Origin of the sequence: Chryseobacterium vietnamense (assembly GCF_031454475.1) — a bacterium.
In the GTDB taxonomy this organism is placed as follows: Bacteria; Bacteroidota; Bacteroidia; order Flavobacteriales; family Weeksellaceae; genus Chryseobacterium; species Chryseobacterium vietnamense.
Window position 1 is genome coordinate 1910738 of record NZ_JAVDQX010000001.1, and the last position, 16979, is coordinate 1927716.

Genomic DNA, 16979 nt, shown 5'->3' on the forward strand with positions numbered 1-16979 from the left:
ATCAGAACAAAAATAATTCCAAGTTATGATGATTGATGAGAATAAACGTCAGGATTTGCACAATTTGACATTTTCTCATTTTTTGAAAAGGCGATAATATTTCCTGCAGCCAGTCTGGCCATTCCGTTTCGTGCTTCAACAGTCGCAGAGCCGATGTGTGGCAGAATACAAACACTGGAAAGCCCAAGAATAGGGTCATCCGCAGACATTGGTTCCGGATTGGTAACATCCAGACCAGCTCCCCAGATTTTCTTATCTACAAGTGCCTGATACAGATCTTTTTGGTTGTGAAAACCTCCTCTTGCTGTATTGATGAAAATAGCGTTTGGTTTCATCTGCTCAAATATGGACTGATTGAATAATTCTTTCTGTTCAGGTGTAAAATTGGCATGTACACTCAATACATCTGAACTTTTGATCAGTTCTTCGAAAGAAACATAAGTTGCTCCCAGCTCGTTTTCGGCTTCTTCATTTTGATGGCGGTTATGGTAGATAATATTCATTCCAAAAGCCTTTCTTGATTTTTCGGCCATCTCATAACCGATACGTCCTAATCCAAAAATCCCCAGTGTTTTCCCATACAATTCCTGTCCCAAAGCATGTAAAGGGTCGAACGTACCCCAATTGTCATCTTTTACTTTCTGAAAGTTATAGCTTGCCCGCCTTGCCACAGACTGCATCAGTAAAAAAGCGACATCCGAAGTGGCCCTGCTCAAAACATCCGGAGTATTTCCCACCGGAATATTTCTTTGGGTAGCTTCTTTAATGTCAACGTGATCAAATCCTACAGAATATAAAGCAATGGCTTTGATATTCGGGCAGACATCAAAAAAATTCTTATCATATTTGAAATCTCCACCTACATTGAGAATGGTATCTGCATTTTTACAGTAGCCAAGCCATTCTTCGTAAGAAAGATTTTCTTTTTCCGGGAATATAAGTTCCAGACCTGCTTCTTTCAGCATATCAATTCCTGTTTCTGGAATTCTTTTATTGATAAAAACTTTCATTGTACTATTGTTTAATGATTTTAAATAAAAAAACCTCACTCGCAAAAAGTAAGGTTATTGAACTTTAATATTAAAAAAATTATCTCTTTTCATCTGAATGTTTATTCAAGATCTATTTTATTTTCTGTGATGGTGATTGTATACTGAGGATTTTAATTCTATCAATTTTCATTCCGAAATGAAGTTAAAAAATTTTAAATTTGATTAAATCCAAATGAATTTTATTAATGAAAAAGGTTCTCTAAAAGTCAAATTATCCAGATTTTGCTGTTCTGAATGGAAAATAATCTCATTGACGAAACTGTATGAGATTCTTCACTGCATTGCATTTTATTCGGAATGACACACTTTTAGAGATAAGTTGCTATTGATTTGTATTACCAAGCATCGGAACAAATTTATAAGCTCCAAATTCTTCCTTTTCAAATTCTGTTGGGCTTACTTTTGTAAATCTGTATAATACCTGTTCGTCTGTTGGGCCTAATGGAATCACCATTATTCCTCCGACATTCAGTTGTTTTAAAAGTTCTGTAGGCAGTGTGGAAGCGCCGCAGGTTACAATGATTTTGTCGAAAGGAGCAAAAGTAGGAAGCCCTGCAAAACCGTCTCCAAAACTCTGAAATTTAGGAAACAGATGAAGTTCTCTGAGTTTCTTTTTAGAAAAATCAAACAGATCTTTCTGCCTTTCCACCGTATAGACATGAGCTTTCATCGCCATTAAAACTGCGGTCTGGTATCCACATCCTGTTCCAATCTCCAGCACTTTTTCACCTGGTTTTACCTTCAACAATTCAGACTGTTCTGCTACCGTAGAAGGATGGGAAATGGTCTGATGAGCCAGAATGGGAAATGCTCTGTCTTCATAGGCAAAATCTTCAAAAATACTCTCAATAAAAAGGTGTCTTGGAACTTCACTCATTGCCGAAAGTACATTTTCGTCTGAAATTCCAATTCTGTTTCGAAGATACTCGACTAAAATCTTTCTTTTTCCTTTATGTACAAACGAATCCTGCATTTCACAAAAGTAAGAAATTAGATATTAGATTTCAAAAAATCGGAGTAAAGATTTATCCACAAAAATAAAACAATCAAATAATGACTGCTTTATTATTATTTCTTAATTCCACTTGATCGGATAAGGTCCGTAAAAATCACTGAAGGTATTATCAGCGCATTTTTTTCTCACAAAAAAATTATAAGTCACTGTTTTACTTAGCCCTGCATAGATGGCTTTTTGACCTGCAAATACCAGATCTCCGCTTGCAGGAGGAGCAGAACTGGTGGTCAACACAGTTTCGTATGCAGAAACTCCATCATTTTCCCAGGACACTGTAGCATCAAAAATAGAAGAATTCGCAGAAGAGGTTGTTTTTGAATAGGTTGCATATTCTGGTTTTACACAAGTTGTTGTATTACTGGCCAAAATGGTAACAGGTCCTGCCCAATGACTACGTCCATTAGCTATTCCGCAATTTTTTCTCACATAAAGGTCGTATTTATGATCTTTATAGAGAGGAAGGTTATAAAAATACTTGTTGGTGACCACTGTAGTTCCCTTTCCTAAAGTGAAACCCTGTTCCCCATACTGTACTTCAAAATATCCTTCTCCCTGACTTATAAAGCTCCAGGAAAGCTTGTTATTTCCTTTTTCAAATATCAGATTTGTTGGAGTTCCGCATTGCGCCTGCGGATCATATGGGCTATCTCCGATACATCCTGCAGCAGATAATCCAAAGATGAATAAAATCGAAATTATTCTTTTCATAGTTATTTTTCTGACTGTGAATTTACTGTAATTTCTCTAATGAATAAAGGGGTTCCATCTTGAATATCTCCAAGTGAAAAGTCATGTATTTTATAAATGTACATTCACTATCTTTACAAAAATTTAATACAGCTATGTTAAAAGCAGGTTTGGTAGGTGCCGGACACTTGGGAAAAATACATTTAAAACTTCTTAATCAGTCAGATCGATATGAATTTGTAGGTTTCCATGATAAAGATGTTGAAAACGGAAAGAAATTAGAAGCCGAATTCGGATATAAATATTTTGAAAATTTTGATGAATTGCTTGAACAGATTGACATGCTTGACATCGTCACTCCTACAGTTTATCATTATGATTATGCTTTAAAAGCGATTGAAAAAGGCCTTCATTTCTTTATTGAAAAACCGGTAACCCAGACTCTTGAGCAGGCAGAAGAAATTCTTCGTTTGTGCCAGGAAAAAGGAATCAAAGCACAGGTAGGACACGTTGAGCGATACAACCCTGCATTTATTGCTACCAAGGAATACATCAGTACTCCAATGTTTATTGAAATTCACAGACTGGCAGAATTTAATCCACGTGGTACGGATGTTTCTGTAGTACTGGATCTTATGATTCACGATCTTGATATTTTATTAAGCATTGCTAAATCTAAGGTGAAAAACATCCATGCAAGCGGTGTTTGTGTAGTAAGCAAAACTCCGGATATTGCCAATGCAAGAATTGAGTTTGAAAACGGATGTGTAGCTAACCTTACGACTTCCAGAATTTCTATGAAGGCGATGAGAAAAAGCAGATTCTTCCAGAAAGATGCTTATATTTCTGTTGATTTCCTTGAGAAAAAAGCTGAAGTGATCAGAATGAAGGACGCTCCTGAAAACCCTACTCCATTTGATATGATCATTGAAAATGCAGAGGGAGAAAAGAACCAGATTCTGTTTGAATATCCGAATATCCAACCTAACAATGCTATTCTGGATGAATTAAACTCTTTCGCTGATGCGATTACTGGCGACAAAAATGTAGAAGTTTCTCTTGAAGACGGAACTGAAGCGTTGAAAGTGGCTTTAGAGATTATGAAACTGATCAGTTAAAAATTCGCTGTCTTATTAAGCAGCAATAGATATAATGCTATCTTATAAGGGATTATGAGATAGCATTTTAATTTCTAATGTTATTACTGTAAACGCAAAGTTTCCATCTTTAGCTATGTATTATTTTAAGCGAGCAAAGCTTGAATCGATTAAAAATCGATTTGATGAAGCTATGTTACTCGTTCTGTTAATTACTGCTTTGTATTCTTTAAAACCTGTAATGAAATAAAAATTTTTCATTTATAAGTATTGATTTATCAATAAAAAATCCATTTCAAAACAAAAAAACAATATATTTGAAGAATAATTCAATAAAGCATTGAAAGATTTTGTTTTACATATATGGATATCCGACATACTCAATGATCTGAATATAGATTCATCTGGGACGGTTATTATTAATTATAATTTCTAATATTTCCCTATTATTTAAACCATTGAAACTACTATGAAAAGAGCCATTCTATTATCCGCACTTTTATTGTCTCAATTTGGGACATCACAATTACTGAAGACATCAGGACAGAAAATCGTCAATGATAAAGGTGAAAACATTCAATTGAAAGGTCTTGGACTTGGCGGTTGGATGCTGCAGGAAGGATACATGCTGAAAACTGCAGATTTTGCAGGACCTCAGTATAAGATTAAGGAGAAAATTGCAGAATTAATTGGCGAAGACGGAATGAATGAGTTCTACAAAGCTTACCTGAAAAACGGAATCACAAAGCAGGATATCGACTTTTTAGGCAAAGCCGGATTCAATTCTATAAGATTACCGATGCATTACAATCTTTATACGTTACCGATTGAAAAGGAGGCTGCCAAAGGAAAAGATACGTGGCTGGAGGAAGGTTTTAAAATGACAGATGATCTTCTTCAATGGTGTACAGATAACAAAATATACTTGATTCTGGATCTTCATGCCGCTCCGGGAGGTCAGGGAAATGATGCAAATATTTCTGATAATGATAAATCCAAGCCTTCACTTTGGGCCAATGAAGAAAACCAGAGAAAAACAGTAGCGCTATGGAAAAAACTGGCTGAACGGTATAAAGATAATCCATGGATTGGTGGGTATGATCTGATTAATGAGCCCAATATTAATTTCACAGGTAAAAACCCAAATGGAACAGATGAAATGTCCAATGCTCCTCTTTGGAAGCTTCAGAAAGACATTACGGCAGCCATCAGAGAGGTTGACAAAAAGCATATTATTTTCATTGAAGGAAACGGCTGGGGAAACAATTATAACGGACTTCCGGCTATCTGGGACAATAATATGGCTTTCAGTTTTCATAAATACTGGAATTACAATGATGATCAGACTCTGAAGTTTGCACTGGACCTAAGAGAAAAGCATAATATGCCGATCTGGCTTGGTGAAACGGGTGAAAATTCCAATGTATGGTTTACTGAGCTGATTCAGCTTTTGGGTAAGCATAACATCGGATATGCCTTCTGGCCGATGAAAAAGATTGATAATATTGCGGGAATTACCAATGTAAAAACTACTCCTGAATATGAAAAACTACTGGATTATTGGAAAAACGGAGGTAAAAAGCCTTCCAAAGAGTATGCAAGAAAAGCTTTACTACAGATTGCCGGCAATTATAAGCTGAACAACACAGAGATCAAGAGAGATGTCATTGATGCGATGTTCAGACAGATTACGGATGCTTCTACAAAGCCATTCAGAAACCATCAGGCTCCGGGAAGGATATTCGCCTCGGAATATGATCTGGGAAGAATGGGTTCTGCCTATCTGGATAAAGATTTCATTAATCTTTGGGTGAGTGATCCGGCTAAAAGATCGGAATGGAACTCCGGACAGGAGATGAGAAATGATGGGGTGGATATTTATAAATGTAATGATAAGGTTACCAATCAATATTATGTAGGAAAAACAGAAACGGGAGAATGGCTGCAGTATTCAATTCAGTCAAAAGAAAACAAAAATTATACGTTTGACATCCGGTATGCATCAGCCAATGATTCTAAAATAAGAATTGAAACGGCTTCCGGAAAAGTTTTAGCGACGGTTTCGCTTGCATCAACAGGAGGAAATGAAAACTGGAAAACGGTTTCAGCCAAAAATATCACCTTACAGAAAGGAGAAAACAAAATCAGGATCATCTTTGAAAATGATGGAGTTAATCTGAACTATTTTGAATTAAAATAATAATAATTGTCTTAAATTGCAGCTCTCTTCTGGTCTTCGGAAGAGGGCTTTTTTAATGATCATACTATGAAAAAAACAGCACTATTTTTCCTTCTGATTTCAGCATTTGCCTTTGCTCAGACCTCTTTATTAGAACAAAAAATAAATTCAATTCTTAAGAACAAAAAAGCGACAGTAGGCGTTTCTGTGCTAGGTTTTGAAAATGGTTTTACATACGATAAAAATGCAGATAAAAAGCTTCCCATGCAAAGTGTATTCAAGTTTCACATTGCTGCAGCTGTTTTGGATGCTGTAGATAAGGGAAAGCTTTCTCTGGATCAGAAAATCAAATTGGATTCATCAAACCTTCTTGAGAACACATGGTCGCCACTTCGTGATCAATACGCAGGAAAAAATGCAGAAGTTCCGTTAAGTGAAGTGATTGAATATACCGTTGCCAAAAGCGACAATAACGGCTGTGACATTCTTTTAAGGTTATTGGGAGGCACACAGACTGTTCAGAAATTTATGGATTCCCAGGGTGTAAAAGGTTTTCAAATCAAATATAATGAAGAGGAAATGCATAAAGACTGGAATGTTCAGTATCAAAATTATAGTACAACGAAATCTGCGGTTGATGTCCTTAAAAAGTTTTATGACGGAAAATTATTATCAAAGAAATCTACAGATTATCTGATGAAAGTACTATGGTCTACCTCAACGGGAATGAATAAAATGGTTGAACAGCTTCCAAAAAATACGCCTGTGGCAAGAAAAACGGGATCGTCGGGAAAGAATAAAGCAGGTTTAACGGGTGCAGAAAATGAAATAGGAATCATTACTTTACCTAATGGAAAACATTATGCATTAGCTGTATTTGTCAGTAATTCAACGGAAACGGATGCGGTGAACTGCAAAGTGATTTCGGATATTTCCAGGGAGGTTTGGGAATATTTTAATAAGTAAAATTTTAAGCTTATTTTTAAAGCGATTTAACATGAAAAAAATAATACTAACAACGGCTCTATTTGCTTTTACATTCTTTTATTCACAGAAGAATCAGAATTATTTAGAGATCAGCTACGGAAGTGTATGCTGTGGTCCTCCATCTGATAAGCCTGTGATGAGTTTTCTGAAAGAATTTAAGAATAAAAGCCAGATAAAAAGCCTGGAAGTCCTGATTCAAAAGGGGCTGGGAAGAGAAGGCGAATATACATTATATGTTGGCACAGACTTTCTTACAAAGAATCAAAAAAAACGACTGATAAGGGGATTAACAGCTACTGTTTCCAACCAGAACAATAATAAGAAAAGTCAAAGTATAGGAAATGTTTCCTTTGATTCAACAGCTGTTGTCACACCATCTGATCTTGCAGATATAAAAAATTTAACTATCTATAAAAAATAAAGGAAAAATGATCAAAAACATTGTAGTTATCGGAGCGGGAACCATGGGGAATGGTATTGCACATACTTTCGCACAGAGCGGTTTTAAAGTAAATCTTGTAGACGTATCCCAGGAAGCTTTGGACAGAGGTTTAAAAACCATTACTACCAATCTTGACAGAATCATTGCAAAAGGAAACCTTACAGAAGAGCAAAAAGCTGAAACTTTAGGCAATATTACTACTTTCACAGCATTGAACGATGCTGCAGGATCTGCTGATCTTATTGTAGAAGCTGCTACTGAAAACCTTGATCTTAAATTGAAGATTTTTGGTCAGATGGATGAACTGGCTCCTGCCAACTGTATCCTTGCAACCAATACTTCATCGATATCTATCACCAAAATTGCTGCTGCTACCAAAAGAGCTGATAAAGTAATCGGTATGCACTTCATGAACCCGGTTCCTATTATGAAACTGGTAGAAATCATCAAAGGATATTCTACTTCCAAAGAGACTTTTGATGCGGTTTATGAGATGAGTAAAACTTTAGGCAAAGTTCCTGTAGAGGTGAATGACTACCCTGGTTTTGTAGCGAACAGAATTTTAATGCCAATGATCAATGAGTCTATTGAAACACTTTACAACGGAGTGGCTGGTGTAGAAGAAATTGATACGGTAATGAAATTGGGTATGGCTCATCCGATGGGTCCGCTTCAGCTGGCAGACTTTATTGGTCTTGATGTATGTCTTGCTATTCTGAACGTAATGTATGACGGCTTCAAAAATCCTAAGTACGCTCCAAATCCATTGCTTGTGAATATGGTGACAGCCGGAAAACTGGGTGTAAAATCAGGAGAAGGGTTCTACGATTATTCTGAAAGCAAAAAAGCTGAAAAAGTTTCAAAAATGTTTTTGAAGTAATCTTAAATCAATAATTTTAATTATCTTTGAGAAAGTTAAAACATTAAAAAAATGAAATTACCAAAGTTTTTATTAGCAGATAATTCGGAGTTTCCAGAGGATCTATTCGTGGTTCATACAGAATATCCAAGATTTATCTTAAACGTTGAGGAAGAAGAAGTTGAGTGGTTAGATGATCTTGAAGGTGATGATGAAGAAACGATGGCAGACGAGGCTACTAAGGTAGTAGAAGCAGCGTTCAAATGGTGCGACGAAGAGTTGGCTAAGTACGACGAAGAAGAGGAAGATTAATAACACTCTAAACATAAAAAAGGAACTCAATAGAGTTCCTTTTGTTTTTTTATTCTGATTTTGTGAATTTCAATAGTAAAAGATTGTCTTTGTACAATTCTAAAGTATTTCCGGAAACCACATATTTGTTAGCTTTTCCCATCATATCCATAAAGTTCTGCTCTACTCCGATGTTGCTGCACATCATTTTCGTAGATCCCATCTGTCCAGCTGTAAAACTTCCTGTAGACGGATCTATGGTAGCCGTTCCGAAATAGTTGTTACATCCTGCATTTCCAGTGATCTTTTCTCCTTCAATATTCAATGTCGGAACTTTACCTTTTACCGTTTCAGCCAATGTCCATTTTGTGCTGGCAAGAGCAGGCTGAGCTTTTCCTACTTTAGAGGCAGACGGGCTTGTCATAGATCCACATGAAGCCAGGACTGCAGCTGTACATATACTTAAAAAAAGATTTTTCATTTTTTTCTTTTTGAATTAACCCAAATTTACGGAAATTATATTATTTAAACGGGCTGGCGTGAATTTTATTATTCTTTAACACTTGTTATTTTGAATATTTTTCTGGTTGTTTTGTAGTAAAAAATGCCCTTGGAAGGATTCTTTTAAACACGAATAACACTAATATTTTCACTAATATCACTAATGCAATTCAATAGGAACGGGCTATAATCCTGAACTTAGTTGAAGGAAGCCCGTTTGTTTAAAATACAAACATATCAATGGTTTTATCCCAAGCCTAACAGCAACGCAATACAACAAAAAAACGGACTTAAAAAAGTCCGTTTCTATTTATTTATGAAATGTATTTTCAAATATTAAGATCTCAACTCAGCGTTGAATTCTTTCTGGAAAGCTTTGATCAGAGAATCCATTACTTCTGTAATCTCTTTTTCTTCCAGTGTTTTCTCTTCGTTTAGCAACTCGAAGCTCATGGCATAAGACTTCTTTCCTTCCGGAAGGTTTTTACCTTCATATACATCGAACAGATTGATATTCTTAATGAATGGAGATTTGTTCTTCTTAGCCGTCTGATACAAATCCTGATAGTTAACTGTTTTATCAATCAATAAGGCTAAATCTCTTCTGATTTTGTTGAATTTCGGGATGTCCTTGAATTTCAATTCATTTTTAGAACGCAACTCCTGAGCGTATTCCAATTCAATTTCAGCATAGAAACATTCCTGATCAATATCAAAGTCTTTCAACAAAGCAGGTGCTACCTTTCCTATTCTCACCAATGCTTTACCGTTAGCTTCATATACCAATGCATCAGAGAATCTATCATCAGTGAGAGCTACTTCTTTATAATCTACCACAAGTCTTTCCAATAAAACTTTTACATAAGCTTTAAGGTTATAGAAGCTTACCGCAGACTTTGGCTGAAGCCAGTTTTCAGCAACATCTCTTCCTGAAACTAATAATGCCAATTGTTTTCTTTCTTCGTATTTATCTTTTTTGTGATAAATTTTTCCTAATTCGAAGAATTTGATATCCTGGTTCTTTCTGTTGATATTGTATACTGTATTCTGAAGAAGTCCTTCCAATAAAGACTTTCTCATGAATGCCAGATCACCGCTTAAAGGGTTCAATAGTTTTACAGCATCTGTTTCGTCTTTTACAGAGGTTAATGAGTTGTTCATTACTTCATTGAAACCAAGGCCTTGTAATGTTCTTGCCCAGCTGTTTTCCAGTTCATCCTGATCATTCGCACTTAGCTTAACAGGAGTAAACGAAATCTTCTGTGGAGCGTCAATTTTATTGTATCCGTAGATTCTTAAGATCTCTTCAATTACGTCAATTTCTCTTGTTACATCTGCTCTGTATGCAGGAACGGAAATTTCGAAACCATTTGGAATTTCATTTAAAACCTGAATTTCCAGCGCTTTTAAAATTTCTTTTACTTTTTCTCTGTGAATTTTTGTCCCTAAAATCTGTTCAATTTTAGAGAATCTGATAATCACATAATTATCTTCTATTTTCTTAGGATATTCTTCCAGTAACTCACCTACTAATTTACCTTCAGCAATTTCCTGAATCATTTTGATAGCATGAGTGATCGCTGTTCTTGTAAGGTTCGGGTCTACTCCTCTCTCAAATCTGAAAGAAGCATCTGTATTCAAGCTGTGTGCTTTAGCACCTTTTCTCACAGCAATCGGGTTGAAATAAGCACTTTCAAGGAATATTGTTTTAGTTGCTTCAGATACTCCTGAGTTCTCACCACCAAATACTCCGGCAATACACATCGGCTTATCTTTACCGTCTTTGATCATGATTTCAGAACCGTTCAATGTTCTTTCAACACCATCTAAAGTCGTAAATTTTGTTCCCGGTTTCACCACTCCCACTTTCACTTTTTTATCTGCAATTTTATCTGCATCAAATGCATGAAGCGGCTGTCCGTATCCGTGAAGAATATAGTTGGTAATATCTACAACATTGTTAATCGGGCTTAGTCCGATTGCTTTCAGTCTGTCTTTCAACCAGGATGGTGATTCTGCTATTTTTACGTTTTCAATAACAGCTCCAATATATCTTGGACACAATTCTGCATCTTCAATTTCCAGTTTGAAATCATGAGTTCCCTCACCATTCAACACTTCGGAAGCTACTTTATTAAACTGTGATTTCAATTGGTTCGTAGAAAGATAAGCGTGTAAATCTCTGGCAACACCATAATGAGACATAGCATCTGTTCTGTTCGGTGTTAATCCGATTTCAAATACCTCATCACTGGTCAGCTCAAAATAGTCTGCAAAGTTTTTTCCTACTTCATATTTTGTTTCATCCAGCACCATAATTCCTCCGTGATCTTCGCTAAGACCTAATTCGTCTTCAGCACAGATCATTCCCTGAGAAACCTCTCCTCTGATTTTAGCTTCTTTAATTTCAAAAAAGTTTCCGGTTTTGTCATAGATTTTTGTTCCAACAACGGCTACAGGAACAGTTTGTCCTGCTTCAACATTAGGAGCTCCGCAAACAATGTTCAGCACTTTTCCGTTTCCTACATCTACTGTTGTCTTCTTCAGTTTATCAGCATTAGGATGTTTTTCGCAAGTAAGTACTTTACCTACAACAATTCCTTCCAGGCTGCCTCTTACACTTTCAAATTTATCTATCCCTTCAACCTCAAGACCTATATCTGTAAGGAATTCACCGATTCTTTCAGTTTTTGATTCCGTTTTTACAAAGTCCTTCAGCCAGTTGTTTGATATTTTCATTTGTTAATCTATCTACTTATTTAATTCGTCAGATGAGTCCTAAGGTTTCATCTGCTCTATTTTGAAACTTTTATTTGGAATACCACACCTTTTCCGGTATGATTTTTCGAGCTACAAATGTCGTGTTTTTTTGAGAAATAGAGAAATTTCGAAGCGATTTTAAGATAATAAATTTTCGTTAATCTTTCTGCTGCTGATTATGGAAACTATTGGTCCGATGGTCTTACCAGCTTCTTCAGGCTATCAGAAAATAACACCAACCCTCCGGCCATCATGATAATATCCTTCAATACCAGACGTCCTGCTCCGGACAGATAGGGAAAACCATAATGAGGAGTTGCATAATCTCCACCCAGATTGGGTACATATACTTCAGGAGTGGTGATCAGAAATGACAGGGTAACCAACGACATTAAAAATGTTAAAGCACCTCCAATTGTTCCAATTTTAGGAAACCAAATCCCCAGTAATACCATAACTCCTATTACAACGATCATTGTCCCTAAACCGTAGGAAAAGGTATATGTTCCGTTTTCCTGATGCCAGTCAATGTTTTTCTGAATCACTTTTCCTTCAGGATTTTTATACAAAGTGTATTCTGCAACCAGTTTTTTATCTTCATTAATAACTTTATGATCTGCATTTTTGTAGAAAAAACTCATCAAAGGGCTGTTGGCAACGAAAGGAACAATTCCATCAGCTTCGTAATGAAATGCTTTCAAGCCTCCAATCCATGCCATAACGATGAAAATTGAAATTCTGAGAAAATTGAAAAAATACGTATCCCATTGTAATAGTTGGCCGTAAAGTCTGTTATTTTTCATGTGATTATTTTTTTAACAAAGGTATTCACATGCATACAGCGCCAACATAGACATTTCAGGACATTACATGGACATTTTCGCCACCACAGAGATCCCTACTTTCTCTCTGTAATTTTTAGGTGAGCAGCCCACAGATTTTTTGAAATACCTGCTGAAATAAAATTCGTCTTCAAATCCCAGCTCTGAAGCAATTTCCTTGACAGACCTGTAGGTTAAATGCAACAGTTTTTTAGATTCCAGGATAATTCTCTCATTGATAAGCTGAGTAGGTGTTTTGGCAAATTCTTTCTTTACCGCTTTGCTTAATGTGTTATTGGTAATATTCAGTTTGTCACTGTAAAATGACAGTTCTTTTTCATTTTTAAAATGTGTTTCCAAAAGTTTCTGAAATTCTGCAGCATTTTTATTGGGAAGTTTTTCGTTAGCAATCACACTTTTTTCAATACTGCTTTTCTGTTTGCTTCCAATGGCAAGGATAAGCTGTATATAAGTTTTGATAATGGATTCAGAAAATGGATGTTTTTCAGATTCTTCTTTTTTGATGTGACTGAAAAGTTCCAGAATATAATGGTAGTTTTCCTCTGACAATTCAACCCCCGGATTCAGGTAAATATTATTGAAAAGAAGACCGTTACAAGCTACTTCTTCTTTATGATATTCTATACAGTAATAATCTCCATGGAAGAAAAGCACATCGATATTTTCATCAGATTCCGAAGCCAGTTTCAGTTTTTGATAAGGGGAAAGAAACAGAATATTGTATCCGCTGTAAGAATAATTAATATCGTCCACAGAAAAAACACCTGAACATTTCCATAAAACCACACTATAGTTTTCAGTAGTGAATTCTGAAGGAAAATCTGAAGTGTGGTAAGATTGTATTTTTATCTTCATGATGAGTCAATTTAAACACTAATGACGCTAATGATTCACAAATAACACTATCTTTTCAGTACTCTTTTAAATATGTTTTTTTCTCTGTAAGATATTCGGTTTTACTTCCGTTACCGGTTCTGAAAAGGGTTTTGAGTGTATTCTTTTGTTTAGGCTTTGAAGGATCGGGAAGAAAACATTGGAAATGTAAATGCGGGCCATTTGTCCAGCCTGTATTGCCGCTCAATCCTATTAAATCACCTTTTTTAACTTCATCTCCTATTTTAACTTTAACCCCATTTTGTTTCAGGTGAAAATACTGCGCAATGGTTCCATCCGAATGTAAAATTGAAATATAATTAGCCTGATTAGCACAACTTGATGTAGGACATCCTGTATTATTATTCTGAACTGCATCAATCACTTTACCTTCTCTTGCCGCTGTAATTTCGGTTCCTTCAGGCATTACAAAATCTAAAGAGTTTTCATTCTGATGAGAAAATATTCCATTGTAACCCTGATAAACATTAAAAGATTTCCCTTTTTGAAAAGGAAGATCATAAGTATAGTCAGCATCATAGGTTTTTATCGTTGCATCTCCGGCTAATGTATAGTAAGCAGGCATTTTCTTGATTTTCCACCCTTTTTTATTATCGTTGACAACAAAATAAGCAATTTTGTTTTTCATTGATTTGGGAGGCAGTACTCTGATCATTTTAAATGCTTCGGGACTCTTCAGATTTTCTGTTTCAGGCTGTTCGGAGAACGTTATTGAAATTGGATAGATTTCAATATTATCAGCATAGTAAGTGATCATATCTTTCGTATGCTCATAGTACATTTTCGCACTCTTCTGCGAAAAAGCCCATAGAGAGCAAATAAGTGATCCGAGAATTGCTGTTTTTTTCATGTTTATTAAATTGTTCTTATTATACTTTTGCCTTGAAGCAAAAGTATAAATGCTCAGACAGTGGAAATTTTTTGAAGGATTACATTTAAATTATCCTAACGCTCCTTATTCTAAGTAGATTCCATCTTTTTTTAACTATAAATCGGAAGACAGGATTATAAAAAAAGCCGGAAAATTCCGGCTTTCTATTATTTGTTATCTTACTATTACAATCCGATTACCGGCATTGATAACATTAAGATATTTTCATTTTCTTCAAGACCGTCAAGAGGTTCAATGATCCCTGGTCTGTTAGGTTGGGACATTTTCATAGTGATATCGTCAGATCCCAGGATTGTCAGCATTTCAGTTAAGAATTTTGAACTGAATCCGATATTGATATCTTCTCCGTTGTAGTCGCAAGGAATCTGCATATCAGCTTTGTTTGCATATTCAGTATCTTCTGCATGAAGGTGAAGAATATTTCCGGAAAGCTTAAATCTCACCTGATTGGTAGATTTGTTGGACATGATAGATGCTCTTTTGATCGCTCCTAACAACAGGTTTCTGTTGATTGTCAACACATTTGGGTTTTCCTTTGGAATTACCGCTGTATAGTTCGGATATTTTCCGTCAATCAGTCTACAGATCCAGATATGCTTACCAAAAGTAAATTTAGCCATATTCTCATTGAAGTCGATCGTAACGTCTTCATTGGAACTTGCCAGGATATTTTTGAAAATGTTAAGAGGCTTTTTAGGCATGATAAACTCCATCGGCTCAGCATTCATAAGGTCTGCTCTTTTGTACACCACCAATCTGTGGGAGTCTGTAGAAACGAAATTGGTTTCATTTTCTCCAAACTGGAAAAGAACTCCTGTCATTACCGGACGAAGAGAGTCGTTACTTGTAGCGAATAGTGTGTTTGTCAATGCTTCAGACAAAACTCCTGCCGGCATCGTTACACTTTGGGAAGCGTCGAATTCCGGTAATTCAGGATAATCATCAGCATTGTCTAATGCTACTGCGAAATTATCTTTTTCATCTAAAATCTCAAGCTGGCTTCCAGTACCTTCGGCATTGTCTTTTACAACAAATGTCAGAGGCTGTTCACCGTATGTCTTGATAAAATCCTGAAAAATTTTAGCAGGAACAGCAAATTTACCTGTATCATCAGACTTTACTTCCAGAGAAGTAACAAGAGTTGTCTCGCCGTCAGATGCTGTAATGGTAACATTATTTCCGTCTAATTCAAAAAGATAGTTTTCTAAAATCGGTCTCGATTGAGAGCTTGATATTACGCCACTTACAGTTTGCAAAGCCTTCTGCAGTTCACCACTTGAAATAATAAATTTCATAGATTTATAAAATAAGTTTCTACAAATATAATAAATAGATCCAACAAAGAAAAGAATAATATGGAGGAGTTTTTAACAAAGATCCTTAATTTGTTTTGAGCCTTGACATTATGCTTATATTTCTTCGGTGAACCCAATTTTATCAAAATACAAAGACTATCTTTGTCTTAAAAGTTCAGAATTATGCAAAAAACTCCTATCCATAAAAGTTTTCTCAATGCTTTCAGGGGTGTTTTTATGATGATAAAAACGGAAAGAAATTTCCAGATTGAACTCTTTGCATTTTTTGCCAACCTCTTTCTTATTTTTTATTTCAACCTGAACAATACAGACACAGCTTTGGTTATGATCGCGTCATTTGCTGTTTTAAGTGCTGAAATTTTCAATACTGCTATTGAAAAGATCTGTGATATCATCCAGCCAGATTTTGACAAAAGAATCGGCTTTATCAAAGATATTGCGGCAGGAGCTGTAGTATTGACAGCCATTGCCTCGGTGATTGTTGGGGTTCTGGTGTATTGGAAATATATTTGCGGGTAGAGAAATCTGAAATATTGCTGGCAAATATTTAAGTTACATGCTTAACCACCCCGGCAAAAATTCTTTGAATTTTTGACACCCCTCCGAGGGAGGGGAATTTCACGTCTTCAGTTCATAAGTTGTAAAGGCAAGAACTCTTTTTTTCTTATTTGACAGCGATGAAGATGTCTACTTCGGCATCGGAAGGATTTTGTGCTTTTTTTCCATACACTTCAAAATCGGCAGTAAATGTCCTTCCTAACTCCATATTCCAGATTTTTATCCATTCATTAATTACTAAGTCTTTTGAGAGATCCCCATTGACTGTAAATTTTAAATATTCTCCACCATCAAAGGAATATCCCACCATTCCTTCCGGAATTGTGTCCAGATTTTCTACCTGACAACCAAGAACTGTTGTATAGGGCTTTGTATGGTCTTTTTCATAATCGGTGTAGATGGAATAGATAGTATTGTCTATCTTATTCGGAATTGAATTGAGAATATCCTCATTAATCATTTTCTCCCATAATACCGGAATATCTTTTCCTGCCTGTCCATTTTCATTGGTTGTTCTCACCGCAATACCAATTACCTTAAAAGAAGCTACTTTTACATTATTCATTTCTTGATTTTTTGTTGTGTTACAAAGATAAGAACTGGTTGT

17 protein-coding genes are annotated in these 16979 nt (G+C 35.7%); 7 read left to right on the top strand and 10 right to left on the bottom strand.

Annotated elements, in window-relative coordinates; genetic code table 11:
* Positions 1-23 precede the first annotated feature (23 nt).
* The 3 genes from J2786_RS08645 to J2786_RS08655 all read right to left on the bottom strand — a co-directional run bounded on the left by J2786_RS08645 (position 24) and on the right by J2786_RS08655 (position 2775).
* On the bottom strand, positions 24-1010 hold the full coding sequence (locus J2786_RS08645; protein ID WP_047433583.1) for a 2-hydroxyacid dehydrogenase: 987 nt from the start codon (positions 1008-1010) through the stop codon (positions 24-26).
* A gap of 364 nt (positions 1011-1374) precedes the next feature.
* Positions 1375-2025 carry a protein-L-isoaspartate(D-aspartate) O-methyltransferase gene (locus J2786_RS08650; protein ID WP_047433584.1) on the bottom strand — a complete coding sequence of 217 codons (651 nt, stop codon included), beginning with the start codon at positions 2023-2025 and terminating at the stop codon, positions 1375-1377.
* A gap of 102 nt (positions 2026-2127) precedes the next feature.
* The gene (locus J2786_RS08655) at positions 2128-2775 is read right to left on the bottom strand and encodes a hypothetical protein (protein WP_047433585.1); all 648 of its coding nucleotides are present in this window, start codon (positions 2773-2775) and stop codon (positions 2128-2130) included.
* Between the two features lie 134 nt (positions 2776-2909).
* On the opposite strand from J2786_RS08655, the gene J2786_RS08660 reads away from it, so the two are divergent.
* From J2786_RS08660 to J2786_RS08685, 6 genes are all read left to right on the top strand, one after another.
* The gene (locus tag J2786_RS08660) at positions 2910-3872 is read left to right on the top strand and encodes a Gfo/Idh/MocA family protein (RefSeq protein ID WP_047433586.1); all 963 of its coding nucleotides are present in this window, start codon (positions 2910-2912) and stop codon (positions 3870-3872) included.
* A 448-nt stretch (positions 3873-4320) separates the two neighbouring features.
* Positions 4321-6051 carry a cellulase family glycosylhydrolase gene (locus J2786_RS08665; RefSeq protein ID WP_047433587.1) on the top strand — a complete coding sequence of 577 codons (1731 nt, stop codon included), beginning with the start codon at positions 4321-4323 and terminating at the stop codon, positions 6049-6051.
* Between the two features lie 66 nt (positions 6052-6117).
* Entirely contained in the window at positions 6118-6996 is an 879-nt protein-coding gene (gene bla-A / locus J2786_RS08670; protein WP_047433588.1) for a CGA/CIA family class A beta-lactamase, read from the top strand.
* Between the two features lie 31 nt (positions 6997-7027).
* Positions 7028-7438: a hypothetical protein gene (locus J2786_RS08675; protein ID WP_047433589.1), complete on the top strand. Its 411-nt coding sequence runs from the start codon at positions 7028-7030 to the stop codon at positions 7436-7438.
* Between the two features lie 10 nt (positions 7439-7448).
* On the top strand, positions 7449-8339 hold the full coding sequence (locus J2786_RS08680) for a 3-hydroxybutyryl-CoA dehydrogenase (protein ID WP_185097571.1): 891 nt from the start codon (positions 7449-7451) through the stop codon (positions 8337-8339).
* A 51-nt stretch (positions 8340-8390) separates the two neighbouring features.
* Positions 8391-8630 (top strand): DUF8828 family protein, encoded by a 240-nt coding sequence (locus J2786_RS08685; RefSeq protein ID WP_002977986.1) that lies wholly within the window; start codon positions 8391-8393, stop codon positions 8628-8630.
* A 49-nt stretch (positions 8631-8679) separates the two neighbouring features.
* On the opposite strand, the gene J2786_RS08690 is transcribed toward J2786_RS08685, so the two are convergent.
* The 6 genes from J2786_RS08690 to dnaN form a co-directional block, all read right to left on the bottom strand.
* Complete coding sequence (locus tag J2786_RS08690; RefSeq protein ID WP_047433591.1) at positions 8680-9090, bottom strand: META domain-containing protein; 411 nt, start codon at positions 9088-9090, stop codon at positions 8680-8682.
* Between the two features lie 356 nt (positions 9091-9446).
* A complete protein-coding gene (gene pheT, locus J2786_RS08695) occupies positions 9447-11849 on the bottom strand; it encodes a phenylalanine--tRNA ligase subunit beta (RefSeq protein WP_047433592.1) in 2403 nt (800 codons plus the stop codon).
* Between the two features lie 206 nt (positions 11850-12055).
* Complete coding sequence (locus J2786_RS08700; RefSeq protein ID WP_047433593.1) at positions 12056-12673, bottom strand: DUF417 family protein; 618 nt, start codon at positions 12671-12673, stop codon at positions 12056-12058.
* Positions 12674-12736: 63 nt separating this feature from the next.
* Positions 12737-13567 (bottom strand): AraC family transcriptional regulator, encoded by an 831-nt coding sequence (locus tag J2786_RS08705; protein WP_047433594.1) that lies wholly within the window; start codon positions 13565-13567, stop codon positions 12737-12739.
* Positions 13568-13622: 55 nt separating this feature from the next.
* Positions 13623-14456 carry a M23 family metallopeptidase gene (locus J2786_RS08710; RefSeq protein ID WP_047433595.1) on the bottom strand — a complete coding sequence of 278 codons (834 nt, stop codon included), beginning with the start codon at positions 14454-14456 and terminating at the stop codon, positions 13623-13625.
* Positions 14457-14662: 206 nt separating this feature from the next.
* The gene (dnaN, locus tag J2786_RS08715) at positions 14663-15793 is read right to left on the bottom strand and encodes a DNA polymerase III subunit beta (protein WP_034699704.1); all 1131 of its coding nucleotides are present in this window, start codon (positions 15791-15793) and stop codon (positions 14663-14665) included.
* 183 nt (positions 15794-15976) lie between these two features.
* On the opposite strand from dnaN, the gene J2786_RS08720 reads away from it, so the two are divergent.
* Positions 15977-16333 (top strand): diacylglycerol kinase family protein, encoded by a 357-nt coding sequence (locus J2786_RS08720; protein WP_047433596.1) that lies wholly within the window; start codon positions 15977-15979, stop codon positions 16331-16333.
* A 145-nt stretch (positions 16334-16478) separates the two neighbouring features.
* Here the strand turns inward: J2786_RS08720 and J2786_RS08725 are convergent, their stop codons facing one another.
* A complete protein-coding gene (locus J2786_RS08725) occupies positions 16479-16937 on the bottom strand; it encodes a GyrI-like domain-containing protein (RefSeq protein ID WP_047433597.1) in 459 nt (152 codons plus the stop codon).
* Positions 16938-16979: the final 42 nt, after the last annotated feature.

Coding starts and splice junctions, on each gene's coding strand:
- J2786_RS08645 (WP_047433583.1), bottom strand. CDS start 1,010: ATGAAAGTTTTTATCAATAAAAGAATTCCAGAAACAGGAATTGATATG.
- J2786_RS08650 (WP_047433584.1), bottom strand. CDS start 2,025: ATGCAGGATTCGTTTGTACATAAAGGAAAAAGAAAGATTTTAGTCGAG.
- J2786_RS08655 (WP_047433585.1), bottom strand. CDS start 2,775: ATGAAAAGAATAATTTCGATTTTATTCATCTTTGGATTATCTGCTGCA.
- J2786_RS08660 (WP_047433586.1), top strand. CDS start 2,910: ATGTTAAAAGCAGGTTTGGTAGGTGCCGGACACTTGGGAAAAATACAT.
- J2786_RS08665 (WP_047433587.1), top strand. CDS start 4,321: ATGAAAAGAGCCATTCTATTATCCGCACTTTTATTGTCTCAATTTGGG.
- bla-A (WP_047433588.1), top strand. CDS start 6,118: ATGAAAAAAACAGCACTATTTTTCCTTCTGATTTCAGCATTTGCCTTT.
- J2786_RS08675 (WP_047433589.1), top strand. CDS start 7,028: ATGAAAAAAATAATACTAACAACGGCTCTATTTGCTTTTACATTCTTT.
- J2786_RS08685 (WP_002977986.1), top strand. CDS start 8,391: ATGAAATTACCAAAGTTTTTATTAGCAGATAATTCGGAGTTTCCAGAG.
- J2786_RS08690 (WP_047433591.1), bottom strand. CDS start 9,090: ATGAAAAATCTTTTTTTAAGTATATGTACAGCTGCAGTCCTGGCTTCA.
- pheT (WP_047433592.1), bottom strand. CDS start 11,849: ATGAAAATATCAAACAACTGGCTGAAGGACTTTGTAAAAACGGAATCA.
- J2786_RS08700 (WP_047433593.1), bottom strand. CDS start 12,673: ATGAAAAATAACAGACTTTACGGCCAACTATTACAATGGGATACGTAT.
- J2786_RS08705 (WP_047433594.1), bottom strand. CDS start 13,567: ATGAAGATAAAAATACAATCTTACCACACTTCAGATTTTCCTTCAGAA.
- J2786_RS08710 (WP_047433595.1), bottom strand. CDS start 14,456: ATGAAAAAAACAGCAATTCTCGGATCACTTATTTGCTCTCTATGGGCT.
- dnaN (WP_034699704.1), bottom strand. CDS start 15,793: ATGAAATTTATTATTTCAAGTGGTGAACTGCAGAAGGCTTTGCAAACT.
- J2786_RS08720 (WP_047433596.1), top strand. CDS start 15,977: ATGCAAAAAACTCCTATCCATAAAAGTTTTCTCAATGCTTTCAGGGGT.
- J2786_RS08725 (WP_047433597.1), bottom strand. CDS start 16,937: ATGAATAATGTAAAAGTAGCTTCTTTTAAGGTAATTGGTATTGCGGTG.